This window comes from Microbacterium esteraromaticum (genome assembly GCF_028747645.1).
GTDB lineage: Bacteria > Actinomycetota > Actinomycetes > Actinomycetales > Microbacteriaceae > Microbacterium > Microbacterium esteraromaticum_C.
The window spans coordinates 2,324,138-2,347,804 of record NZ_CP118100.1 but is presented as its reverse complement, the minus strand read 5'-3'; the positions used below and the strand labels follow the sequence as shown (position 1 = coordinate 2,347,804).

Sequence of the window (23,667 nt, the reverse complement as noted above, 5' to 3'; positions counted from 1 at the left end):
TTGGCTCACGCAGATCTGGTTTTCACCGGTGGTGCATACGGCGGGCGGGTGTTCTGTGCGGACTCCAGCCGGGGACGCGCCGATAGCGTCGCCGTCCGCGGCGGGCGCATCGTCGCGCTCGGAGCCGAGGCGACCGCGTTGATCGGTCCCGATACCGAGGTCATCGATCTCGACGGTCGGCTGCTGATCCCCGGCTTCCAGGACGCGCACGTGCATCCGCTGTGGGGCGGCCTCGACCTGCTGCGCTGCGATCTGTCTGACCTGTCGACGGCGGACGCCTACCTCGAACGCATCCGTGGCTACGCGCAGGCGAACCCAGGCGACGACTGGATCCTCGGCGGCGGCTGGCAGATGTCGGCTTTCCCCGGTGGTACCCCGACAGCGGCGGCGCTCGACGCGGTCGTCGCCGATCGCCCGGCCTTTCTGCCCAACCGCGATGGACACGGCGCCTGGGTGAACAGCCGCGCCCTTCAGCTGGCGGGCGTCACCCGCGATACCCCCGACCCGGCCGATGGGCGCATCGAGCGCGATGCCGACGGCAACCCGACGGGCACACTGCACGAGGGCGCGATGACGCTGGTGAACCGGCTGCTGCCCGAGGAACCGCACGAACGACTGCGTGAGGCGCTCGCCGTCGGCCAGGCGTACTTGCACTCGTTCGGGATCACCGCCTGGCAGGACGCCATCGTCGGCACGCAGTACAGCGATGCCGGAGACCCCCTCCCGGTGTACATCGCGGCGGATGCCGCCGGTGAGCTCACCGGGCGCGTGGTGGGTTCGCTGTGGTGGGACCGCACCCGCGGGCTCGAGCAGATCGATGACCTCGTCGCGCGGCGCGAGAGCGCCCGGGGCGGGCGGTTCGCCGCGACCAGCATCAAGATCATGCAGGACGGCGTGGCCGAGAACTTCACCGCGTCGATGCTGGAGCCGTACTGCGATGGGCACGGGCATCCCACCGAGAACGCGGGGATCTCGTTCGTTGAACCCGAGATCCTCAACGAGGCCGCTGCGCGTCTGGACGCTCTGGGATTCACCCTGCACTTCCACGCCATCGGCGACCGAGCGGTTCGCGAGTGCCTCGACGCCGTGGAGTCGGCGCTGCGCCGCAACGGGCCCCGTGGCAACCCGCATCACATCTCGCACATCCAGGTCGTGCACCCCGACGACGTGCCGCGGTTCCGTCAGCTCGGCGTGACGGCGAACATGCAGATGCTCTGGGCCGCTCTGGAACCCCAGATGGTCGACCTCACGCTGCCGTTCCTCGGAGAGGCGCGGTCGAGCTGGCAGTACCCGTTCGGTGACCTGCTGCGTGCGGGGGCCGCGCTCGCCGCCGGAAGCGACTGGTCGGTGTCGACACCGGATCCGATGGCGGCCATCCACACGGCCGTGAACCGGCGTTCGGCGCCCTCGGAGTGGGAGGGCGACTACCCGGCGTTCCTTCCGGAGCAGGCGATCGACCTCGGCACCGCGTTGCAGGCGTACACGGCCGGCTCGGCGCGGGTGAACTCGCTGCCCGAGACGGGGACGATCAGAGTGGGGATGCTGGCCGACCTCGCGCTGCTCGATCGGGATCCGTTCGACGGCCCCCTCGACGAGATCGGCGACGCCCGGGTGATCGGCACGTGGGTCGAGGGGAAGCGGGTGTACGAGGGCTGACGGCCTCGGCGGCGGTCACCCCTTGCGGAGCCGGCGGTAGTCGCTCGGGCTCGTACCGTGCACGCGCCGGAACTGACGCGAGAAGTAGAACGGGTCGGTGTATCCGAGCCGGTCGGCGATCTCGGTGATGTTCAGCGTCGTGGTGTCGAGAAGTCGTCGCGCCCGTGCCATCTTCAGATCGCGATGGTAGGCGAGTACTCCGCCACCCGTTGCCGCTCGGAAGAGCGCCCCGAGGTGAGAGGGTGAGACGCCCACGAGCCGGGCGAGTTCAGAGACGCGGATGCTGCCTTCGGCGCGTTCGTCCAGGACGCGCATTGCCCGTTCCAGCGGTTCGCTGCGTTCGGCGAGGCGGCGATCCGCGGCGAGCTGGGTCATCAGATGCCAGGCGAGTCCGGTGGTGACGAGCAGACGGGGTGGCGAATGATCCCGTTCAAGTGCGGCGACGATCTGTTCGACCAGCGTCGTGATGCGTTCGGGGGACTGCAGCGGGAAGACGGCGGCCGGCTCTTCGGAGCCGATCGCGTGCCAGAGATGGTCCAGATCCTCGCCCTGCAGATGACACCACCAGATCGTCCAGGGATGATGAGTCTGCGCGCCGTAGGAATGCGGTGTGCCGCGAGGGATGAGGGCGGCGGTTCCAGGCTCGACCGTGATGCGGCCGTGCCCCACGTCGACCCACCCCTGCCCGTCTGTGCAGACCAGAAGCACCGTCTCAGGCGCTCCATGCGGTCTGACGCGCAGGTGATCCCGAGCCTCGGGGAACCAGCCTGCGTCGGTCACGAGCAGATTGCTGGTGACCGCTCGGGTGAGGGCGTTCGTGACCACGGGACGCGGGATGACGCAGAGCCGCTGGCGTGCGAACCCCTCCCTGCGCTCCATGCAATTGAGCATGCCATACATCAGCGAAACGTCCAGGTATGCGCCGAGAACGCCCATGGTCGTGCCGCAACCGGCGAGCCTAGCGTGGAGGACATGACCTCTTCACCTCAGTCGATCGTGCTGCCGGACCCGCCGGCGTCGGAGCGCGCCATCCTCGAAGCGGGCGGCGTCGCCTGCTGGGAACAGCCGATCACGATCGATACCTACGCCGCCGCCGAGCCCGATCGGTACCCTGCCTTTCTCGACCGCCGGGTCTATCAGGGCTCCAGCGGACGCATCTACCCGATGCCGTTCGTCGACCGTATCGAGAAAGAGGCGGCGCCGCGGACCTGGCGCGCGATCCACCTCGAGAATCAGTGGGTTCGCCTGGTCATGCTGCCCGAGCTCGGTGGGCGCATCCACGTCGGCTACGACAAGACCTGTGACTACGACTTCTTCTACCGCAACAATGTCATCAAGCCCGCACTCGTGGGCGTCGCGGGGCCGTGGGTATCGGGCGGTGTCGAGTTCAACTGGCCGCAGCATCACCGTCCCGCGACCCATCTGCCCGTCGAGACGCGTGTCGAACGGCGTCAGGACGGAACGGTCATCGTCTGGCACAGCGATCTCGACCCCCTGCAGCGCATGCGCGCCACCCATGGCATCAGCCTGCGGGGCGACTCCGCGCTGATCGGGCTCGAAGCACGCCTGGTCAACCGCACCGATGTGCCGCAGACCTTCTTGTGGTGGGCGAACGTCGCGGCACGTGCGCATGATCGGTACCAGTCGTTCTTCCCGACCGACGTCGGCTATGTCGCTGATCACGCCCGTCGTACGATCACGGCGTTTCCGGCAGCCGATCGGCCGTACTACGGGGTCGACTACGCGGCTCTGGCACAGCAGACACCGGGGGCGGACCGTATCGATTTCTACGGCAACGTGCCGGTTCCGACCTCGTACATGATCACCGACACCGTCGACGATTTCTTCGGCGGCTACGACCACGATGCGCGCGCCGGGTTCGTGCATTGGGCGGATCGCGCGATCGCGCCGGGCAAGAAGATGTGGACGTGGGGAAACGGTCCGGTCGGCCATGCGTGGGATCGTCACCTCACCGATCACGACGGTCCGTACGTCGAGCTGATGGCGGGGGTCTTCACCGACAACCAGCCGGACTTCACGTGGTTGCGCCCCGGCGAGACACGATCGTTCGCGCAGTACTGGTACCCGATTCAGCGGATCGGTCCTGCCGTGCAGGCGACGCGTGAGGCGGCCATCGGTCTCGAGGTGGATGATCGCCGCGTGCGCGTGGGGGTCGCCACGACCGGCGTGCACTCCGCGGTGCGGATCTCCGTGCGCCACGAGGACATGACGATCGCCGAGTGGACGTCGCCCGTTTCGCCCGGCGCGCCGTTCGTCGATGAGGTGCTGCTGACGGAGCCCGCCACACGGGAGGACATCGAGATCGTCGTGACCTCGGCAGACGCCGGTGTGCATGAGCTCGTGCATTGGCGCGCGCACGATGCGGCTGTCGTCGAGCCGTGGGTGGCGAGCGAGCCGCCGGAGCCGGCGGGTATCGAATCGAACGACGAACTCGTCGTCACGGCGCGCCACCTCGTGCAGTACCGCCACCCCACCCGCGCGGCCGAGCCCTACTTCCGCGAGGCCGTGCGCCGCGACCCCGGCGATGCGCGCGCACATGAGGGCCTCGCCCGCCAGTGCTTCTCCCGTGGGGAGTACCTGGCCGCTCTCGAGCATCTCGATGCCGCGCAGGCCCGCGAGACTCGACGAAACCTGAACCCCGAGCACGGTGGGGTCAGCCTGTTGCGCGGTCTCGTGCTGGAGAGGCTGGAACGGTGGAGCGACGCCGCGGATGCCTTCGGTAAGGCGAGTTGGGACAGCGCTCTGCGCACCCCAGCGGCACTGGGGCGCGCTCGGCTCGCTCTGCGCGCGGGCGATGCACAGCGCTCGCTCGAGTTCGCCGAGCAGGCGGCGACGCACGATCCATTGAGCACGCAGCTCCTTGCGGCGCGCGTGGTCGCCCTGCGCGCCCTCGGCAAGGACCAGCGTGCCCGCGATCTGCTCGCGTCCGCCCGCGACGACGATCCGCTGGACCCCCTGCTCGCGGCGCTCAACGATGCGCTTGACCCGCTCGATCCGCGTACCCTGCTCGCGATGGCGCACGAGGTTCACCGATACGGCGACCACGCCCGCGGCATCCGACTCGCCGAGCGGGCGGCGTCAGCGGGGCCGAGTGCCTTCGGCAACCCGGCCCCGATGGCGGCGTATGCGGTCGCCGCCTTCCTGGATGACGCCGGAGCACACCGCGAGGCTGCGGTGGCGCGCGGGCGTGCGCGCGCTGTCGGCGCCCGACTCGCCTTCCCCGCGGGGCTCGACGACCACGATGTGCTCTGCCGTGCCCTCGCCGCGGAGGCGGATGATGCGCGGGCGAACGGGATGCTCGGATGCTGGCTGCTCGACGCCGGGCGCACCGGCGCAGCGCTCGAAGCCCTCGACCGTGCGATCGAACAGGGCGCCGAAGACCCGGTCATCTGGCGCAACGCCGCGGTCGCCCTGGTGAACACCGGCGGCGACCTCGATCTCGCCGACGCGCGCTATGCCGCGGCGCTCGAACGCAGCGGGCCCGCGGACGCTCGGCTCGTGTACGAGCGGGATCAGCTCGCCGCACTGCGTGGCGTCGACCCGGCCGATCGGCTGGAGGCGATCGAGCGTGCCGGAGCCGAGGTGCTGATCCGCGACGATCTCATGGTCGCCTACCTCGGCTTGCTGGTCGATCTCGACCGGGCCGAGCAGGCGCTGGAGGTCTTGGAGCGGCGGGAGTTCCAGCCGTTCGAAGGCGGCGAGGGCACAGTGCTCGCCGTGTTCGACCGGGCATCGGCTGCCGTCGCGCGCGAGGTGCTCGCACGGGATCCGGAGCGCGCCAGACGATTGCTGCGGGCCGGGGTCGTGCCTCCGCAGAACCTCGGAGAGGGCCGTCATCCCGCTGATGTCGTCGCGGAGCGGTTCGTGCTCCTGGGGGACGCCGAGTCGGCGCTCGGCGATGACCGGGCCGCGGCGGTGTCCTGGCGTCGGGCGACAGCAGCCGACACGGCGTTGGCGGCTGAGGGGCATCGCATCAGCGTGAGCGATGTCTGGATCGGTCGGGCGCATCTGCGTCTGGGGGAGTGGGCGCAGGCCGCGCGCGTGTGGGACGCGCTTGAGGCGCGTGCCGCGGAGCTGGAAGCGGCAGCGGATCGCAGCGATTACTTCGCCACCTCGATGCCCGAGCTGCTGCTCTTCTCTGTCGATACGGTCGAGCGTCGCCTCCAGGAGGCTCGGGCGCTGCGCGACTTCGCCGCCGAGGGGCGTCGCGAGGCGGCGGCGGGCGGAGGATCCGGCACGATGCGCGCGGCCCCCTGACACCCCCGCTTCGCGCCGAGACCCCCTGCTGCAGACGTCTGCAGCAGGGGGTCTCGCCGCTAGCTGGGGGTGTCAGAGGATGCGCGCGGCCTCGGTGAGCACACCGCGCAGGATGCTGCCGATCTCGCGGAACTCCGCCGGGCCGATCGTCAGCGGCGGGGCGAGCTGGATGACGGGGTCGCCGCGGTCGTCGGCACGGCAGTACAGCCCCGCGTCGTACAGCGCCTTCGAGAGGAAGCCGCGCAGCAGACGCTCGGACTCGTCCTCGTCGAAGGTCTCCTTGGTGGTCTTGTCCTTGACCAGCTCGATGCCGAAGAAGTAGCCGTCGCCGCGCACGTCGCCGACGATCGGCAGATCGAGCAGGGTCTCGAGCTCGGCGCGGAACAGCGGAGAGTTCTCGCGTACGTGGGCGTTCAGTCCCTCCTCATCGAAGATGGCGAGGTTCTCGAGCGCCACAGCGGCCGAGACCGGATGCCCGCCGAAGGTGTAGCCGTGCGGGAAGTACGTCTGCCCCTTCGAGAACGGCTCGTAGATGCGGTCGGAGATGATGGTGGCTCCGATGGGGGAGTATCCGCTGGTCATGCCCTTGGCACAGGTGATCATGTCGGGGACGTACCCGTACGCGTCGCACGCGAAGGTGTGGCCGATGCGGCCGAAGGCGCAGATCACCTCGTCCGACACCAGCAGCACGTCGTGGCGATCGCAGATCTCGCGGACACGCTGGAAGTAGCCCGGGGGAGGCGGGAAACAGCCGCCGGAGTTCTGCACCGGCTCGAGGAAGACCGCAGCGACCGTGTCGGGTCCTTCGAAGAGGATCATCTCTTCGATGCGGTTCGCCGCCCACCGGCCGAAGGCCTCGGGATCGTCGGTGGGCCCGCCCATCTCGGCGGCGCGGTAGAAGTTCGTGTTCGGCACACGGAACCCGCCGGGGGTGAGTGGCTCGAACATCTCCTTCATCGCGGGGATGCCGGTGATCGCCAGGGCCCCCTGCGGGGTGCCGTGGTACGCGACCGAGCGCGAGATCACCTTGTGCTTTCCGGGGCGGCCCCGCAGCTTCCAGTAGTGCTTGGCGAGCTTGAAGGCGGTCTCGACGGCCTCACCACCGCCGGTGCTGAAGAACACCCGGTTCAAGTCGCCGGGGGCCTCATCGGCGAGCCGGTCGGCCAACTCGATCGCCGCAGGGTGCGCGTACGACCACAGGGGGAAGAACGCCAGCTCTTCGGCCTGCTTCGCTGCAGCCTCGGCCAGCCGGCGGCGACCGTGTCCGGCGTTGACGACGAACAGCCCGGCCAACCCGTCGATGTACTTGCGGCCGGCGGAGTCCCAGATGTGGTGTCCCTCGCCCTTGACGATCACCGGCACTCCAGAGGACTCCATCGTCGACTGACGAGTGAAGTGCATCCAGAGATGGTCCTTCGCTTTCTGCTGCAGTTCGGCGTTCATGTGTCGATATTGACACTGAATGCAACTGTTGGCAACAGAATTCGCAGGGAAAATACCGAGGATGCTACGAAATCAGCATCCACCCCTTGCGGGTACCTCGACGCCTCAGGCGTCGAGCGGGCCCAGCCACGCGCTCGCCGCCGTCGCGTGCGCCGATTCGGGGTCGGACGGGTGAAACATGCCCGCCAGCACATCGCGGTACAGCCGCGACAACTCGTTCGATGAGAAGTACGAGCCGCCGCCGGCGACCAGCATCGCCTCATCGACCACCTGCTTGGCCATCACGACCGCGCGGTGCTTGACGCCGGAGAGCAGGGTGAACCAGCGGGCGCCGTGATCCGCGCCGGCATCCACGTCGCGGGCGAGGGATGCGATCTGAGGGGGCAGGGCGTCGTAGGCCAGTGCCATGTCGGCGATCCGCCAGCGGATGTCGGGGTCCTGGCTGTACGTCGTGCCGCTCTTCTTCGACGTGCGCTTGTGCGCGGTGGCGACGGCCAGATCGAGGCCGCGCCGGGCGATGCCCGTGTACACCGAGGCGAGCAGCAGTTCGAAGACGCTGAAGATGCCGAACACGATCGGATCCGGGTTCGGGCCCGGGTCGATGCGGCGCACGATGCGCTCCGGCGGCGCGACGGCGCCGTTCAGCCGGGTTGTGCGGCTCTGCGTGCCGCGCATGCCGAGGGTGTCCCAGTCGTCTCCGGTCACGACCGCATCGGTGCGGTCGATGAAGGCGAACACCAGTTTCGGCGCGTCGGCGCTGGTCGTGTCGAGGCCGTGCAGACCCAGGCGGGTCCACACCGGTGCCAGCGAGGTGAAGATCTTCGTGCCGGTGAACGCGTAGCCGCCGTCCTGCCGGGGTACGGCCTGCGTGTCACTGCCGAACAGCACGAGGTCGTTGCCGCCCTCGCTGATGCCGAACGCGAACACCTCGCCGGCGACGGCGCCGTCCTGCACGAACTCCAGGCCGGTCAGTCCGCGGTCTCTGAAGACCTTCGCCACGCCGGTCCAGACGAGGTGCATGTTGATCGCAAGGGCCGTCGCAGGGGCTGCTGTCGCGAGGCGCTGCTGCAGCAGCGCCGCCTGCTCCAGGCCCAGCCCCGCGCCGCCGCGCTCGACGGGCACGAGGATCGACAGGTAGCCGGCAGTGCGCAACTCGTCGAGGTCGTCCTGCGGGAAGGTGTTCTCGCGGTCGTGTACACCGGCGCGCTCGCGGATGCGCTCGAGCAGGGCGTCGGGCAGGTAAGCAGAAGGGTCGAACGCGCTCATCCCTCCACAGTAGGGCCGGAGGATCAGGGATGGACGGTCGTGATCGGCTCGGTGTCGGGATGAGGCGAGGGGTCGCGGTCGCGCAGATCGGGGAAGAAACGCACGAACACCACCGAGACGAGCAACCCGACCGCAGCAAACAGGGCCGCTGCGAGGTAGGCGCCGGTGGGGCCGTTGAGATCGATGAGGATGCCGGCGATGGCCGACCCCAGTGCGGCCCCGATCAGCTGTCCGGTGCCCGCCCACCCGAAGGCCTCGGCCGTCTCGCTGAACTTCACGCTCGCCGTGGTGATCGCGAAGAGAACGGCAAGGGCGGGGGCGACGCCCAGTCCGGCCAGCAGCAGTGTGCCGCCGAGCCAGAAGACGTTCAGCGACACCATCGTCAGGCACAGGCCGACGGTCACGATGAGCAGGCGGCGTGCCATCGCCCACGGGCCGATCGGGATGTGCCCGAAGGCCAGTCCGCCGACCAGGCTTCCCACCGAGAAGACGGCCAGCACCAGCCCTGCCTCCAGGCCGTCGTGGCCGAAGGTCGCGACGACACCGACCTCGACAGCGGATGCTGCTCCGATCAGCAGGAACCCGATCGCGGTGGCGAGCATCACCGGTGGCTTCAGCACCACCCGACCGAACGCACGGCGGCTGCGTGGGATGCGCACCCGACCCACCTCGGGGGAGAAGATGAACCAGGCGCCGCCGAACAGCAGGATCGTGGCGACCAGCAGTAGCCCCTCGACCGTGCCGACCTGGGTGGAGACCACGGTGATCACCACGGGGGCGACGATCCAGATGATCTCCTGCAGTGAGGCGTCGAGCGAGAACAGCGGGGTGAGCTGCCCGGAGTTGACCAGCTTCGGGTAGATCGTGCGCACGGCCGCCTGCACCGGTGGCGTGGACAGGCCCGCGAGCAGGGCGAGTGCCATGTAGCCGGGAACATTCAGCGGCAGCAGTGCGAGACAGAGCAAGGCGACGACGCAGACCAGTGCGGTGAGCGTGAGCACCCGGCGCATTCCCCAGGCACCCATCCACCGGCTCGTGACCGGTCCGGCGACGGCCTGTCCGACCGATGCCGCCGCGAGGACGATGCCTGCCGCACCGTACGATCCGGTCTGCTGCTCGACATGCAGCAGGATCGCCAGACTCAGCATCCCGCTGGGGAAGCGCGCCACCAATTGCGCTGCGATCATGCGCGCCACTCCGGGCGTGCGAAGAAGGTCCCGGTATCCCGCCACGAATCTCGAGATTAGTGCCCGCGCGTGCGTGCGTGGGACGCGGCACACGGGCATCCGAAACGTGTCGCCGGGCGACACGCCCGCGACACGCCGGTGTGCACTCTCCACAGAAAATCGGATGTCGGTGACCGTCGCTAGCGTGCTGCCTGTGGATGGATCCGGACGGGGGTCGACAGACCCGCGGGAATCCGCGGTTCGCGACAGATTCGACGGGCTCTTGCCCTGTGGAAGAAAGCGTGGACAAGCTGTGTCGAGCCTGGGGAGAGCGGTGGAAAACTACACGGATGTAACTACTAGTCCTTGTGGTCGCACCTAATGTCGGCACCCATATGTAGTATTGATACTCCCGGCGGGGGGTCTGTCGGAAACATCGGATTAGAGGGGAAATCAGTCGTCATCATGTCGATCACGGTCTACACCAAGCCTTCCTGCGTTCAGTGCAACGCCACCTACCGCGCCCTCGACGCCAAGGGCATCGAATACGAGATCCACGACCTCTCCGAAGACGCCAATGCGCTCGAGCAGGTCAAGGCTCTCGGATACATGTCGGCACCCGTCGTCGTGACTGACGAGGGTCACTGGTCGGGGTTCCGTCCCGACAAGATCGACGAGCTCGCAGCGCGCCTGTCCTGACCTGGCGACAGGCGCAAACACCAAAGGGAGTGGATCATGAGCGCGGTCGCCACCGAGGTGCCGTTGCTGGTGTATTTCTCGAGCGTCTCGGGTAACACCGCGCGGTTCATCGAGAAACTCGACCTGCCCGCTCGCCGCATCCCGTTGCTTCGCACCGACGAACCGCTGGTCATCGACGAGCCGTTCGTGCTGGTCACCCCCACGTACGGAGGTGGGCAGGGGCGCGGCGTCGAGAAGGGCGCCGTGCCCAAGCAGGTCATCCGGTTCCTCAACGACGAGCGCAACCGGCGCAACATCCGCGGAGTGATCTCGGCGGGAAACACGAACTTCGGCGACGCGTTCTGCCTCGCCGGTGAAGTCATCAGCCGCAAGTGCAACGTGCCGCACTTGTATCGGTTCGAGGTATTCGGCACGCAGGACGACGTCGATCGCGTGAGCGACGGATTGGAACGATGGTGGAAGCTACAGTGACAGACGCAGTCGAGTTCAAGATGAACCCCGCCTTCGAAGGGCTCGACTACCACGCCCTCAACGCGATGCTGAACCTGTACGACGCGAACGGCAAGATCCAGTTCGATGCCGACAAGCGCGCGGCCCGCGAGTACTTCCTGCAGCACGTCAACCAGAACACGGTCTTCTTCCACTCGCTCAAGGAGCGCCTGGACTACCTCGTAGAGAAGCAGTACTACGAAGGTGCGGTCATCGACCAGTACTCCTTCGAGTTCATCCAGAAGCTCAACGACTTCGCGTACTCGAAGAAGTTCCGCTTCGAGACCTTCCTCGGCGCGTTCAAGTACTACACCAGCTACACGCTGAAGACGTTCGACGGCAAGCGCTACCTCGAGCGCTTCGAGGACCGCGTCGTCATGACGGCTCTCGCCCTCGCCGAGGGCGACGAGCAGGTTGCGATCGAGCTCGTCGACGAGATCATCTCGGGCCGCTTCCAGCCGGCCACTCCCACCTTCCTCAACGCCGGCAAGGCACAGCGCGGCGAACTCGTCAGCTGCTTCCTGCTGCGCATCGAAGACAACATGGAGTCGATCGCCCGCGGCATCAACTCGTCGCTGCAGCTCAGCAAGCGCGGTGGTGGGGTCGCTCTGCTGCTGAGCAACATCCGCGAGTCGGGTGCGCCGATCAAGCAGATCGAGAACCAGTCCTCGGGAATCATCCCCGTCATGAAGCTGCTCGAAGACAGCTTCAGTTACGCCAACCAGCTGGGCGCGCGTCAGGGCGCCGGTGCGGTTTACCTGCACGCGCACCACCCCGACATCATGCGCTTCCTCGACACCAAGCGTGAGAACGCCGACGAGAAGATCCGCATCAAGACGCTGTCGCTGGGCGTCGTCGTTCCCGACATCACCTTCGAGCTCGCCAAGAAGGGCGAGGACATGTACCTGTTCTCGCCGTACGACGTCGAGAAGGTCTACGGGGTGCCGTTCGGTGACATCTCGGTGACCGAGAAGTACCACGAGATGGTCGACGACGCGCGCATCAAGAAGACGAAGATCAACGCGCGCGAGTTCTTCCAGACGCTCGCCGAGATCCAGTTCGAGTCGGGCTACCCGTACATCATGTTCGAAGACACGGTGAACAAGGCCAACCCGATCAAGGGTCGGATCAACATGTCGAACCTGTGCAGCGAGATCCTGCAGGTGAACACCCCGACGACGTACAACACCGACCTGTCGTACGACCAGATCGGCAAGGACATCTCGTGCAACCTCGGTTCGATGAACATCGCGCTGTCGATGGATGCCGGTGACCTCGGCAAGACCGTCGAGGCCGCGATCCGCGCGCTGACCGCGGTCAGCACCCAGAGCCACATCAGCTCGGTGCGGTCGATCGAAGACGGCAACGACCGTTCGCACGCGATCGGCCTCGGGCAGATGAACCTGCACGGGTACCTGGCTCGCGAGCGGGTGTTCTACGGCTCTGATGAGGGCATCGACTTCACGAACATCTACTTCTACACGGTGCTGTATCACGCGCTGAAGGCCTCGAACAAGCTCGCCATCGAGCGCGGCGAGACCTTCGAGGGCTTCGCCGACTCGACCTACGCGTCGGGCGAGTTCTTCGACAAGTACACCGACCAGGTCTGGGCTCCCGAGACCGAGAAGGTCAAGGAGCTCTTCGCCGGTCACCGCATCCCGACGCAGCAGGACTGGGTCGAGCTGAAGGAGAGCGTGCAGCAGCACGGCATCTTCAACCAGAATCTGCAGGCCGTGCCGCCGACCGGTTCGATCTCGTACATCAACAACTCGACGTCGTCGATCCACCCGATCGCGTCGAAGGTGGAGATTCGCAAGGAAGGCAAGCTCGGTCGTGTGTACTACCCGGCGCCGTTCATGACGAACGACAACCTGGAGTACTACGAGGATGCCTACGAGATCGGGTACGAGAAGGTCATCGACACGTACGCCGCGGCGACGCAGCACGTCGACCAGGGCCTCTCGCTGACGCTGTTCTTCAAGGACACCGCGACCACCCGTGACATCAACAAGGCGCAGATCTACGCATGGCGCAAGGGTATCAAGACGATCTACTACATCCGTCTGCGTCAGCTGGCGCTTGAGGGCACCGACATGACGGAGTGCGTCAGCTGCATGCTGTGACGCGCTGACCAGGGACTTTTTCAGAATAGGAATGGCAAGATGACTCCCTCTCCGAAGCTCACGCTGGTCGACCACGTGCAGGCGATCAACTGGAACCGCATCGAGGACGAAAAGGACCTCGAGGTCTGGAACCGTCTGACGGGCAACTTCTGGTTGCCCGAGAAGGTGCCGCTGTCGAACGACGTGCAGTCGTGGAACACGCTCACCGAGCAAGAGCAGCTGATGACCATGCGCGTGTTCACCGGCTTGACGCTGCTCGACACCATTCAGGGCACGGTGGGCGCGGTCTCGCTGATCCCCGACGCGCTGACCCCGCACGAGGAGGCGGTGTACACCAACATCGCCTTCATGGAGTCGGTGCACGCCAAGAGCTACTCGTCGATCTTCTCGACCCTCGCGTCGACGAAGGAGATCGATGAGGCGTTCCGCTGGTCGGTCGAGAACCAGAACCTGCAGAAGAAGGCGCAGATCATCGTCGACTACTACCGTGGCGATGACCCGCTCAAGCGCAAGGTCGCTTCGACCCTGCTGGAGTCGTTCCTGTTCTACTCGGGCTTCTATCTGCCGATCTACTGGTCGTCGAAGGCGAAGCTGACCAACACCGCCGACCTGATCCGGTTGATCATCCGCGACGAGGCCGTGCACGGCTACTACATCGGCTACAAGTACCAGCGTGGGCTCGAGACCGAGACGCCCGAGCGTCGTGAAGAGCTCAAGGACTACACGTTCTCGCTGCTGTACGAGCTGTACGAGAACGAGGTGCAGTACACGCAAGACCTGTACGACGGTGTCGGGCTGACCGAGGACGTCAAGAAGTTCTTGCACTACAACGCCAACAAGGCGCTGATGAACCTGGGCTACGAGGCGATGTTCCCCTCGACCGTCACGAACGTGAACCCGGCGATCCTCTCGGCGCTGTCGCCCAACTCAGACGAGAACCACGACTTCTTCTCGGGGTCGGGCTCGTCGTACGTCATCGGCAAGGCCGAGGCCACCGAAGACGACGACTGGGACTTCTGAGTCGGTGTGCGGCTTCACGCATTGTGGCGCCGCACCACGTTGAAGTTGGCACACGTCTTAGGATGTGGCACTGATTCCGCAGTTGGCGTAAGAAACCATTGAGAGATAGGGGTGCGAAGCCTATGGCTAACGTTCCGCACCCCACTCCCAGGGATCTCACCAGTTCATGGCCGGACGTCCCGTCCACGGACCCCGCCGGCGAAGCCGCACGCACGTTCGTCGTCAATCTGCGCGCTGCTATGGGTGAGAAGAGCATTCGACGTGTGGCCGCAGATGCGGGTATCGATGAGGGGACCGTTCGTCGGTGAGGCCTATCCACTACGGGCTGTGGTGCAGCCAGGTCCCCGCCCCCAAGTAAACCGATCTGACGTCACCCATCGGTAGGTCGCCCCGGCCCCCGGCGTACGGGGCTGAGGCCGGGAGCGGCTGCGTGCTACAGAGATTGCGTCAAGCCGATGTGGGAAGTTCCGCGTGTTTGCGGGGATCTGCTCCATAAGGCGCAGTCTCACCGGGAACTCTTCGGTGGGTTTTGGACATACCTAAGCGAATCCAATTCCTATCGGAGGAGCTTCCTATGTTCTGGCGTGCCTTATCCGCCTCCGCAGCGCTCGTGCTGGCCCTAGTAGTAGTCCCCGTCCCGGCGTTCGCGCCGACGTCATCCGTCGAAGATCCCGTGGCCTGCACCGTCGGTGGCATTCCCGTGCCCGAAGGTGACCCCGCCCCCGATGACATCCCGCGGTCGTCTCCTGCTTCGAGACTGTCGAGGAGGCCGAACAGTTCATCGCAGACGGAGCCCCGGGTGACGTGGAGCGGCTTCAGTCGACTGTTCGGCAGTCCATAGCGGCGGCTGCGACGGTGACCATCGGCAAGGTGTGGTCGGGAACGTCCCGCACCGGTTCAGTTCTCATCCCGAACGCAGCGGCAGCACCACCGGGACCATCCTCGCGTCCTGGACCTACGACACCCTCGCGAAGGGCATGCTCACCTCGTCGTCACGCTTCGTCGACGGGAAGGAGTACAAGACCCAGACCACCGGCTATGACAACGGATACCGCCCCACCGGCGCTAAGACTCTGATCCCGGCCGGAGCTCCCGCGTTCGCGGGGACGACCTACTCGACGAATACGTACTACAACCCGGATGGCACTGTCTCCGCGATGGTGCTTCCGGCGGCGGGAGGACTGCCCGCTGAGGAGCTGTACCCGTTGTACGACTCGCTAGGGCGGCAGTCTGCCCTCTCGGGCGCTGCGGGATACGCCAGCTCGATCACCTATACGGCGAGCGGTCAAGTGAGTCAGATCATTCGCTCGGGAACGGTCTGGAGCGCGCTCACGCTCTCCTACGACACCGGCACCCGGGACCTCAAGTCGCTCGACGAAACCACTCGCCGAAACGGCACGACTTTTACGCAGGAAGCCCTGCGCGAGTACACCCGCAACACCGCAGGTGTCGTCACCAAGGCCACCACGACCGGGGCCGCTCACACAGCCGACGTGCAGTGCTACACCTACGGGCCGCTGCAGGCAATGACCGCAGCATGGTCCTCGGCCACCAGCGACTGCGCCGACGGCCCATCAGGTGCCTTGGGCGGACCTGCACCGTACTCCGCGAAGTACACGGTCGATCCGGACACAGGGAATCGAACGAGCAGCACCGTGAAGATCGGGGCCAACGGGACGCCCACGACCTCGACATACAGCTATCCGGCAGCCGGTGCCGCCCGGCCGCACGCCGTCACCGAGGTCAAGGCCACGACCGGAGCAACGACGGTCACGAACCCGTATCAATACGACGATTCCGGTTCGATGACCAAGCGTGCGGGGCAGACCCTCACCTACGACGAATCTGGCCGCGTCAGCTCAATCGCTGACGGCACCACAACCGAAAAGAGCATCTACACCGCCGACGGTCAGCTGCTCCTGCGGTGGGGTGGGTCTGACGGGGCATCGCTGTTCCTCGGTAATACTGTGCTGCGGACGGTAGGCACGACAACGACAGGCGTCCGGTCGTATCAGGCTGCCGGGATCACCGTCGCGGAACGCACCTCAGGGACCGGTGGTGGTCTGTGGTGGCTTTCCCCCGACCCCGTGGGGACGGTCGGTCTGCAGATCAACGCGGCCACAGGCACGGTAACCAGGCGGTGGATGGATCCGTACGGAGTGGCCCGAGGAGGATCGAACACCTGGTCGTCAAACTTCGGGTACCTCAATCAGCCGAAGTCTGCCACGGGTCTCACCCAGCTCGGTGCCCGCGCCTATGACGCGGCCCTTGGCAGGTTCGTCACGGTTGACCCGCTGCTCGACACATCCGACCCACGTCACTCCAACGCCTACGCCTACGCGTTCAACTCGCCCATCTCCTACTCGGATGCCAGCGGTCTGCGGCCCATCATCGATGCCCCGAATGGGAAGCAGTACACCCCGCAACAGATGAAGAATGCCAGCCAGGCGAACAAGCCGTGGACCCAGCCCGCAGGACGTGGACCGAAGGCAGCGCCGCCGGCGGCGGGGAACACCGCGAAGGCACAAGCCCCGTGGAGCATCACGAACTGGGACTCGAACTCGCCGATGTTCACCGAAGCGAACCCCTACGGGGACGGCGGGGCTGCGGCCGAGGCAATCGGAATCACGGCACTCGTGGCGGTGGGCGTCGTCTGCGTCATCGTCAGCGCCGGAGCGTGCATCGTCGCTGGCGTGGTCATAGGCGCCGGAACCGGTGCGGCACAGTACACAGTCACCACAGCACCAGAGGCACGCACTTTCGAAGATGGCGCGTACGCTGGCACGCTCGGGGGAGCTCTCGGCGGTGTAGGCGTCGGTGTCGGCCTCGGCGTCAACAGATTCCTAGGCGGCGTCGCAGCAAAACAGGCGGCCGCAAAGGCTGTGCCGGAGACTCTTAATTTCGGAAGCCGGGCAGCGGCGAGGGAGGGGCTACCTGGCGATCTGGCGGCTGTCGGGAACCGCTTCTTCCGTGGGGCAACCAGCAAGAGTCAGGACTTCCAAGCAATCGGACTCCCTGGAGGTGGGTATCGCCTCCAATTCTTCTCGCCAGCCAACAACCCGGGCTACGGGAAGGTTTACGTCCAACAGATTGATAGCGGCGGCAACATCATCAGTCGGTACAAAGATACCATCGGACCTGACGGCTTCATCGAAAGGAAGTTTGTCCAGTGAGGTACGCGAACACATCGCTAGCGGAGTTGCTTGCCGGGGTCATCAGAGGAGAACTCGGCTCGATGAGCGCTGTTATGTCCGCAAAGCACGAAGAACTTCTCTCAGCAGCTGATGCGCTGGGGGGGCCGCTCGTTGTACCTCGAACAGCTGCTGTCTCGGTCCTCCGTGCACTACGCAACGGTGTCTACGGGCCCGAATCAGTGCAGGCGTGGGCTTCGTTTGTAAGCGCCGGATTTGTCGCGAATCGTTCGCCCGGGCCAATTCGTCCCGTCGAGATCGACTTTGAGGACGCATGGGAGGACGCGATAGCGGAGGCGGTTTCGAGGCTTGACGAGATCGGGGACGTGGTCGACGGTGAGGTCACGAGTTGCGAGATTGATGACCTTCTCAAACTCTTGGGTGAGAGGCCATGAGGCGTCTTCTCGCAGCGCTGTTCGACCTCATCGCCGTCTGGATGGCGTCGGCGGCGGCGGGGAGTCCATTCCTTCGTCAGGCGAGCGGGTGGAGGCGTACACGGGCGGCGAGCCGCCCAACGGCCGTTCGGTGCACCCGCAGCGACCCTGGGTGGAGCGCTCACAGCGACAAGCGTCTCCGCGGGGTTCGGCCTTGCGGGAGGTGTCCTCGGGATTGCCACGGGCAAGGCCATCAGCGCGACGGCAAGTCACGTAGCTTCGTGGGCAATCTAGGTTGGATCTCTCGCACTTCAATGGACGGCGCCGTCCAGATCTTCCAGAAGGATGGCGCCAAGTACGTCCTTCGGAGCAAGAACTCCAGCGGCTCCAATGGATGGACCGCCGACTTCATGCCATCCGGCTCGACACGGCATATCCTCGAGATCCGATTGGGGTAGGTGCCGTGACCGATCCGCACGTCTATCCCGTGGACGACGAGTCCTTCTCGCAGGTGCTCGGCGTGCTCACGCACGCCGTGGACATCGATCTTCGCCTGCCAGACTGGCCATTCAAGATTCCGGTGGGGAACGCCGATCTGTGTCAGTTCAGCCTCGCTATCGAGGGGCCATTTGGCTCGGTATTGCAGGATCTCGTCGACGCTCATGGGGACACCAGTGCGAGCGTTGTGGTCTTCGACCCGACACCTGCCTACTACCGCGAGCACTACGGTTCGTACCCGGCCTTCACCCTGTCTGGTCGGACAATCGCACAGACCTTTTGGGAAGCCGTCACCTACGAACCGAGGGACGATCCCACTGGCTCGGTGGCGTATACGGCTAATGTCGTGGGTATCGCTGGAAGCTCTGGAGAGTGGGCTGTCTGGGCCGAGCGATCCTGGGACATCGCCATCGTTCTGTCGCGGCAGTCCAAGGGCAAATGGTTGTCAGCAGGCGTGGACTTCGTGTCGGTCGAAACGGCGCTTGCAGACTTCACCGAGCCGGACTTCAAGGTTCCGCTATCGGACCAGGAGCGCAGCACCTTCCTCGACAACATCCGAACTCGAGGGTTGCTGACGTGATTCGCTGCCTGTCGACGGTTGTTCTAGTTATGATCCGGCGACCGGGATGTGACGAATGTGCTCGACAATGCCGTGTTTGCCAACACAGGACACTGTGTCGCGAGCCGTGAGTACACGCGCGACTTGGCGGGCAACGTGACGAGCTCCTCGAGCGCACGATTGAAGCGCACCGGCACTTTAGCTGCGTTCTTCCGCAGGCCTCAGCAACAGACAGTTTATGGACCTGGGACGCTGTGCTGAGGATGTGGGACATCGCGAGAGGACGGCGGACAGTTGGATAGTTTCAAAAACTGTGCCAACTTCTGTGACGCAAGCGCCTAGATGGTGGCCGGCGTGACTTCAGCCAGGACTTGAGCCAACTGTGCGGTATCAGCGCCAAGTATGGTGACGCCGCACAGTTGTGTGCGGCGCCACGGAGCGTGGCGCCGCACACACAGAAGCTTGCCCGAGCAGATCGGCCTCGAAGAATGTTGCTGTGTGTCGCTCACGCTACTCCTCCAGCTTGAGCGGCGTGGGTGTCTGTCGCCGAGGAACGGTTGACATGCACCACTGAAGCTGATCAGCTGAGAAGGTCCGATCGCAAAAGGGCGAAAGTGGGGACCAGATGGGGAGCATCGAAGGCAAGACCATCGTCATCACAGGTGGTGGAAGCGGCATTGGGCGGGCCATCGCGAAGAGGTTCGCCGCAGATGGAGCCCTTGTTGTCGCCACCGATATCAACGACCAAGGACTGGCGGCGCTGGAAGGCATCGAAGGCATCCTCACTACCCACGCCGACGTCAGTTCCTGGGAGCAGGTCCGCGCGTCCGTCCAGTTCGCAGTTGACCGAACGGGCAAGCTCGACGTCTACGTCAACTGTGCCGGAATCGCGCTCAATACTCTTCTCGTAGACACTGACCCCGCGAAATTCGCGCTGCTTCAGTCCATCCACGTCAACGGCTGCTTCTATGGCATGAAGGCGTCCCTGGAGCACATGCGTCCCCAGGGGTCGGGGAACATTCTCAACGTGATCTCGCGAGTCGCCGAAACTGGGACACCGAACACCTCTGCCTACGGTGCGGCCAAGGCCGCGATGTGGGTACTCAACAGAGTTGCGGCGGCCGAAAACAAGGACGCGGGTATCTGCATCAATGCGCTCTTCCCGGGGATGTCTCTGACAGGGATGACCAAGGACGGCGCACTCGGGGATCCCTCGCATCTGGGCGCGCCCGACCAGGAGTACGACACCTTCAAGATGCTTGCGACTCTCGACCCTGGCGGGGACACCGGCGCGGTCTGGTCGCGCGGGCGGGTTTATCCGATGTTCGAGGGCAACGACCTTTCCGATCTGACCGGTGATCTGGCGGCAGGCCGGAGAGGCCGCGAGAAGTGAGTGGGTCCGGCGGTTTCTTGTGCGGGGGCCGGGACATTGATCTCTGCGGCCGGCCTTCTGGAACACAAGGGGGAACGCCGTGAACGACGGCAGATCGCACGAGAAAACTAGGGGAACGCTCTTCTACGACGACAGTCCCGAGGTAGGCGCGGACCGGGTCCCAATCGTGCTGTTGCCCGGGGGTAGCCTGAACTCGTCGTACCTCATCCCGCTCGCGAACCGCCTGGTTCAGGCCGGACATCGAGTGGTACGGATCGAAGCGCGCGGCACTCGGGCCGAGGGCGACGGTCGTGCCGTGACGATGCACACATTCGCGGATGAGGTGGCGGCGGTCATGGCGCGCCTCGAACTACCCCCGAGCTGGATCGCTGGACACGCTTTCGGCAATCGGGTGGCGCGGACGGTGGCGTTGGACTTTCCCGGCCGGGTTCACGGACTCATTTTGCTCGCCGCGGGTGGTACCGTCACCCCCTCAGCAGAGGCGCAGGAGGCGCTTCGGATTGCGTTCTCAGACGTCACCGACTCCGAAGCGGAAGCCGCCATGATCTACATGGTCGGTGACCCAGGCGATGCCGTCGCAGCGTGGCACGCTATCAAGGAGGCGCGCGATCCCGGGTTAGGCGCGGTCCAGCGGACTGCGAACCTTGCCACACCGCAGGAGGAATGGGCGCCGATCCGCCCCGGCGCCAAAGCGCTGATCATCCAGGGGACGCGAGACCAGATCGCTCCGCCCGCCAATGGAGAACAGCTGGCCGCCAGCAATCCTGGAAACACAAGGCTGCTGTCGATCGACGGGGCTGGGCATCTCTTCCCATTCCTGCAACCTGAGGAGACCGCCCGAAAGGTGCTGGACAGCATCTGACTTCCCGAGCAGTACTTCTGCTCTTCGAGCAGCGCGACGAGTGCGGCTCGCGCCAGAAGAGGTGCTTCTCACATGTCGAGTTGAGTCCTGCGTAGTGTTTAGCGCGCGGTGACCTGGCCCGTCGCTCCTGACGTACACGCGGTCACCGTGTGATTCTTCGATGAAACTCTCACATCCCACTCGAACCAGTAGCAACGGTCGAGCTCCACCCGCAGCGTTCTCACCGCCCGCGCCGCGGCGGCCTTCTCCTCCTCCGAGTGGCGACGCATCGTCGGCTGCCCATTCGCCAGCTCCTTCGGCGCAGTCTCCGCCTCGTCTCCGAGGTCAGGAGCCTTCAACAAACTCAGGGCGCTTCAAACCGCTCAGCCGCGAGGATCGGGCTGCTGAGAAGGAATGTCATGTGGTTTCGACGCGCGTGATCGTTTCGCCTCGTCTGCACGGTCCTGGGATGCGGGGGTCGCAACGTACGGATGCCAATGCTGACCGACGGCTTGCTCCCACCGCGCGCTGCGTTTCGATGCTTCCTCGGACGCGGCGATACCGCCGCTGTCACCGTCAGTTTGCTGTTCTTTCGCCCGTTCGTCTGCCTCTTCTTCGGGGCGCTTGTCTGCGTTCATCTCCTGACCGTACGCGCTCAACATATACACGCACACAGGAAGCGCGCCAGCAGGATGAACAGCAGAGAACGCACGTACCGAACTCGATCACCAGCGCAGCGCAGTCGTTGGGTGGCAAGCCCCGCTGAGATACGGATTCCTCAGTCCTCTCCAGGGGGTGGGGGGTCTGAACTTGGTCTATCGGATAGCACTCGCTAGGCGTAGCGTGAGCAACATGTGGACGGTGATTGTAGTGCTTCTCATCGCGTGGGCTGTGCTCGCGGTGGTGGGGTTCGCCTTCGAGGGGCTGTTCTGGCTCGGCGTGATCGGCCTGATCCTCGCGTTCGGGACGATCGTGTTCGGGCTTGTGCGTCGCAATCGCGCGCGAGGAGGGTGAGAGAGATGAGCGGTTCGTCCAGCGCCAACGAACCGGGGCCGCTTGGTGTGCAGCAGGTTCTGGTGGGATCATTACCGGCGTCGTTGATGACTTCGGCCGCGCCGGCCAGGTATACCGTCGAGGCGGTGTTCACCCGCAAGCTAGAGCGGGATGAAGTGGCCGCCATCGAGAGCGAGGACACGCGCCGGTTCCTCGAAGAGCAGGGGTTTCCCGGGGTGGCTCTGCACGTATCGGATCGCCGTCTTGAGATTCGCAACACGAACCTGGAGGAACTCAACTCGGGGTTGTCGCGGGTCATCGCGAACTACCTCGCAGAGGTCGCGGTGCTCTCCTCGGGTCTGAGGGCTACTGCTGCCGCCGAAGCGAAGACCCTGGCGCGTCGCGAGCTGAAGCGTGCGGCCGCCGTCGCGGCGCTCGCAGGCACCGTCGTGTTCGAACCTGGTCCTGTCCAGGCAAGACCGATCCAGGTTTGGGATAACGAGGGGGGAGCCTCCTCCACGTCATGACCGGGGGCTTCCGAAGGAAGGTCAATCATGGGCGGCGTACGGAGCACTACCCCCAGAGCGAAGGGCGGCGCGGCCACTGAGCCAAACCTCTTCACCCCACTCGCCTTGCAGATCCGCAACAGCGGCTTGATGCGTCGGCGCTATGGGTACTACTGGAGCAAGATCATCCTGCTCACGCTCGCATTGTTGGTTGCGCTGGTCGTCTTCGTCTGGGTCGGCGACACATGGTGGCAACTTTTCACCGCGGTCCTCCTGGCGTTCCTGTTCACTCAGACAGCATTTCTCGGACACGATGCCGCGCATCGGCAGATCTTCGTCTCTGGACGCTGGAACAACTGGATCAGTCTGATCCTGGGCGATCTGCTGGTTGGGATGAGCTACGGGTGGTGGCAGCACAAACACACCCGTCACCATGCGAACCCCAATAAGCTCGGCGCTGACCCCGACATCGAGCTACCCGTCATCGCGGTGACGACAGAGACCGCACAGCGTGAGTTCGGACGCGTCCTCACGTGGCTGAGGGCGCACCAGGGGATCCTGTTCTTCCCCATTCTGCTGTTCGAAGGTGTCTCGCTACATGCCTCCAGCGTGCGCCGGGTGCTCTCGCGGGGTCGCCTCGAACACCGCACCGTCGAGATCGTGTTCCTCTGTATCCGGCTGGTCGGCTTCATCACGCTCGTGTTCCTGGTGCTCTCTCCCGGTATCGCTGCGGCTTTCCTCGCCGTGCAACTTGGCGTGTTCGGATTCCATATGGGGATCGCCTTTGCTCCCAACCACAAGGGCATGCCGATCGTCCCGCGAAACATGAAGCTCGACTTCTTGCGTCGGCAGGTGATGATGAGCCGGAGCATCCGGGGGACCCGCGTGCTCGATTTCCTCATGGGCGGCTTGAACTACCAGATTGAGCACCACCTCTTTCCTTCGATGCCGCGCCCTCAGTTGAGAAGGGCCGCACCGGTGATCGCCGAGTACTGCCGCCGAGTGGGCGTGCCGTACACACAGACCGGGCTTTTCGCCGCCTACGCCATCGTCATCCGCTACATCAACAAGGTCGGATTGGGCGAGCGCGACGTCTTCACCTGTCCTCTTGTCGAGCAACGCAACTACATTGGTGCCACCTGATCTGGTGCCCCGCGCCCTCTCCGTTGGGA

The 23,667-nt window shown here is 65.3% G+C and carries 19 protein-coding genes; 14 read left to right on the top strand and 5 right to left on the bottom strand.

What is annotated here, in order from left to right; genetic code table 11:
* Window positions 1-1,656, top strand: coding sequence for an amidohydrolase (locus PTQ19_RS11220; protein WP_274367400.1), 1,656 nt, complete (start codon window positions 1-3; stop codon window positions 1,654-1,656).
* Window positions 1,657-1,671: 15 nt separating this feature from the next.
* Here the strand turns inward: PTQ19_RS11220 and PTQ19_RS11215 are convergent, their stop codons facing one another.
* Window positions 1,672-2,535: a helix-turn-helix domain-containing protein gene (locus tag PTQ19_RS11215; protein ID WP_274367399.1), complete on the bottom strand. Its 864-nt coding sequence runs from the start codon at window positions 2,533-2,535 to the stop codon at window positions 1,672-1,674.
* Between the two features lie 93 nt (window positions 2,536-2,628).
* On the opposite strand from PTQ19_RS11215, the gene PTQ19_RS11210 reads away from it, so the two are divergent.
* Complete coding sequence (locus PTQ19_RS11210; protein ID WP_274367398.1) at window positions 2,629-5,934, top strand: DUF5107 domain-containing protein; 3,306 nt, start codon at window positions 2,629-2,631, stop codon at window positions 5,932-5,934.
* Window positions 5,935-6,006: 72 nt separating this feature from the next.
* On the opposite strand, the gene PTQ19_RS11205 is transcribed toward PTQ19_RS11210, so the two are convergent.
* From PTQ19_RS11205 to PTQ19_RS11195, 3 genes are all read right to left on the bottom strand, one after another.
* Window positions 6,007-7,377 carry an aspartate aminotransferase family protein gene (locus PTQ19_RS11205; protein WP_274367397.1) on the bottom strand — a complete coding sequence of 457 codons (1,371 nt, stop codon included), beginning with the start codon at window positions 7,375-7,377 and terminating at the stop codon, window positions 6,007-6,009.
* Between the two features lie 105 nt (window positions 7,378-7,482).
* Window positions 7,483-8,643 carry an acyl-CoA dehydrogenase family protein gene (locus tag PTQ19_RS11200; protein WP_274367396.1) on the bottom strand — a complete coding sequence of 387 codons (1,161 nt, stop codon included), beginning with the start codon at window positions 8,641-8,643 and terminating at the stop codon, window positions 7,483-7,485.
* Between the two features lie 23 nt (window positions 8,644-8,666).
* Window positions 8,667-9,875 carry an MFS transporter gene (locus PTQ19_RS11195; protein ID WP_274367395.1) on the bottom strand — a complete coding sequence of 403 codons (1,209 nt, stop codon included), beginning with the start codon at window positions 9,873-9,875 and terminating at the stop codon, window positions 8,667-8,669.
* 399 nt (window positions 9,876-10,274) lie between these two features.
* Here PTQ19_RS11195 and nrdH point away from each other — a divergent pair, with 399 nt between their 5' ends.
* From nrdH to PTQ19_RS11150, 9 genes are all read left to right on the top strand, one after another.
* Complete coding sequence (gene nrdH / locus PTQ19_RS11190; RefSeq protein ID WP_179410252.1) at window positions 10,275-10,508, top strand: glutaredoxin-like protein NrdH; 234 nt, start codon at window positions 10,275-10,277, stop codon at window positions 10,506-10,508.
* Window positions 10,509-10,544: 36 nt separating this feature from the next.
* Entirely contained in the window at window positions 10,545-10,979 is a 435-nt protein-coding gene (nrdI, locus tag PTQ19_RS11185) for a class Ib ribonucleoside-diphosphate reductase assembly flavoprotein NrdI (RefSeq protein WP_274367394.1), read from the top strand.
* Window positions 10,961-13,120: a class 1b ribonucleoside-diphosphate reductase subunit alpha gene (gene nrdE, locus PTQ19_RS11180; RefSeq protein WP_274367393.1), complete on the top strand. Its 2,160-nt coding sequence runs from the start codon at window positions 10,961-10,963 to the stop codon at window positions 13,118-13,120. The genes nrdI and nrdE overlap by 19 nt, the downstream gene beginning before the upstream one ends.
* Window positions 13,121-13,159: 39 nt before the next feature.
* Window positions 13,160-14,140: a class 1b ribonucleoside-diphosphate reductase subunit beta gene (nrdF, locus tag PTQ19_RS11175; protein ID WP_179410255.1), complete on the top strand. Its 981-nt coding sequence runs from the start codon at window positions 13,160-13,162 to the stop codon at window positions 14,138-14,140.
* An 872-nt stretch (window positions 14,141-15,012) separates the two neighbouring features.
* On the top strand, window positions 15,013-17,313 hold the full coding sequence (locus tag PTQ19_RS11170) for an RHS repeat-associated core domain-containing protein (protein WP_274367392.1): 2,301 nt from the start codon (window positions 15,013-15,015) through the stop codon (window positions 17,311-17,313).
* A complete protein-coding gene (locus tag PTQ19_RS11165; RefSeq protein ID WP_274367391.1) occupies window positions 17,310-17,726 on the top strand; it encodes a hypothetical protein in 417 nt (138 codons plus the stop codon). Before PTQ19_RS11170 ends, PTQ19_RS11165 begins: the two co-directional genes overlap by 4 nt.
* Window positions 17,727-18,168: 442 nt before the next feature.
* Entirely contained in the window at window positions 18,169-18,783 is a 615-nt protein-coding gene (locus tag PTQ19_RS11160; protein ID WP_274367390.1) for a hypothetical protein, read from the top strand.
* Window positions 18,784-19,387: 604 nt separating this feature from the next.
* On the top strand, window positions 19,388-20,155 hold the full coding sequence (locus PTQ19_RS11155; RefSeq protein WP_274367389.1) for an SDR family NAD(P)-dependent oxidoreductase: 768 nt from the start codon (window positions 19,388-19,390) through the stop codon (window positions 20,153-20,155).
* A 79-nt stretch (window positions 20,156-20,234) separates the two neighbouring features.
* Entirely contained in the window at window positions 20,235-21,017 is a 783-nt protein-coding gene (locus PTQ19_RS11150) for an alpha/beta fold hydrolase (RefSeq protein ID WP_274367388.1), read from the top strand.
* A gap of 362 nt (window positions 21,018-21,379) precedes the next feature.
* Here PTQ19_RS11150 and PTQ19_RS11145 read toward each other — a convergent pair whose 3' ends face one another.
* A complete protein-coding gene (locus PTQ19_RS11145) occupies window positions 21,380-21,634 on the bottom strand; it encodes a hypothetical protein (RefSeq protein WP_274367387.1) in 255 nt (84 codons plus the stop codon).
* A 205-nt stretch (window positions 21,635-21,839) separates the two neighbouring features.
* Between PTQ19_RS11145 and PTQ19_RS11140 the strand changes: the two genes are divergently transcribed.
* The 3 genes from PTQ19_RS11140 to PTQ19_RS11130 are packed head-to-tail and all read left to right on the top strand — an operon-like array spanning window position 21,840 to window position 23,638.
* Entirely contained in the window at window positions 21,840-22,010 is a 171-nt protein-coding gene (locus PTQ19_RS11140) for a hypothetical protein (RefSeq protein ID WP_274369092.1), read from the top strand.
* Window positions 22,011-22,015: 5 nt separating this feature from the next.
* Window positions 22,016-22,516 (top strand): hypothetical protein, encoded by a 501-nt coding sequence (locus PTQ19_RS11135; RefSeq protein WP_274367386.1) that lies wholly within the window; start codon window positions 22,016-22,018, stop codon window positions 22,514-22,516.
* A gap of 27 nt (window positions 22,517-22,543) precedes the next feature.
* Window positions 22,544-23,638, top strand: a complete 1,095-nt coding sequence (locus PTQ19_RS11130; RefSeq protein WP_274367385.1) for a fatty acid desaturase family protein — start codon at window positions 22,544-22,546, stop codon at window positions 23,636-23,638.
* Window positions 23,639-23,667 lie beyond the last annotated feature (29 nt).

What these genes read in the sequence shown, in the direction of transcription:
- PTQ19_RS11155 (WP_274367389.1), top strand. Translation starts at nt 19,388, where the DNA reads ATGGGGAGCATCGAAGGCAAGACCATCGTCATCACAGGTGGTGGAAGC.
- PTQ19_RS11210 (WP_274367398.1), top strand. Translation starts at nt 2,629, where the DNA reads ATGACCTCTTCACCTCAGTCGATCGTGCTGCCGGACCCGCCGGCGTCG.
- nrdH (WP_179410252.1), top strand. Translation starts at nt 10,275, where the DNA reads ATGTCGATCACGGTCTACACCAAGCCTTCCTGCGTTCAGTGCAACGCC.
- nrdI (WP_274367394.1), top strand. Translation starts at nt 10,545, where the DNA reads ATGAGCGCGGTCGCCACCGAGGTGCCGTTGCTGGTGTATTTCTCGAGC.
- PTQ19_RS11200 (WP_274367396.1), bottom strand. Translation starts at nt 8,643, where the DNA reads ATGAGCGCGTTCGACCCTTCTGCTTACCTGCCCGACGCCCTGCTCGAG.
- PTQ19_RS11135 (WP_274367386.1), top strand. Translation starts at nt 22,016, where the DNA reads ATGAGCGGTTCGTCCAGCGCCAACGAACCGGGGCCGCTTGGTGTGCAG.
- PTQ19_RS11215 (WP_274367399.1), bottom strand. Translation starts at nt 2,535, where the DNA reads ATGGAGCGCAGGGAGGGGTTCGCACGCCAGCGGCTCTGCGTCATCCCG.
- PTQ19_RS11130 (WP_274367385.1), top strand. Translation starts at nt 22,544, where the DNA reads ATGGGCGGCGTACGGAGCACTACCCCCAGAGCGAAGGGCGGCGCGGCC.
- nrdF (WP_179410255.1), top strand. Translation starts at nt 13,160, where the DNA reads ATGACTCCCTCTCCGAAGCTCACGCTGGTCGACCACGTGCAGGCGATC.
- PTQ19_RS11145 (WP_274367387.1), bottom strand. Translation starts at nt 21,634, where the DNA reads ATGAACGCAGACAAGCGCCCCGAAGAAGAGGCAGACGAACGGGCGAAA.
- PTQ19_RS11205 (WP_274367397.1), bottom strand. Translation starts at nt 7,377, where the DNA reads ATGAACGCCGAACTGCAGCAGAAAGCGAAGGACCATCTCTGGATGCAC.
- nrdE (WP_274367393.1), top strand. Translation starts at nt 10,961, where the DNA reads ATGGTGGAAGCTACAGTGACAGACGCAGTCGAGTTCAAGATGAACCCC.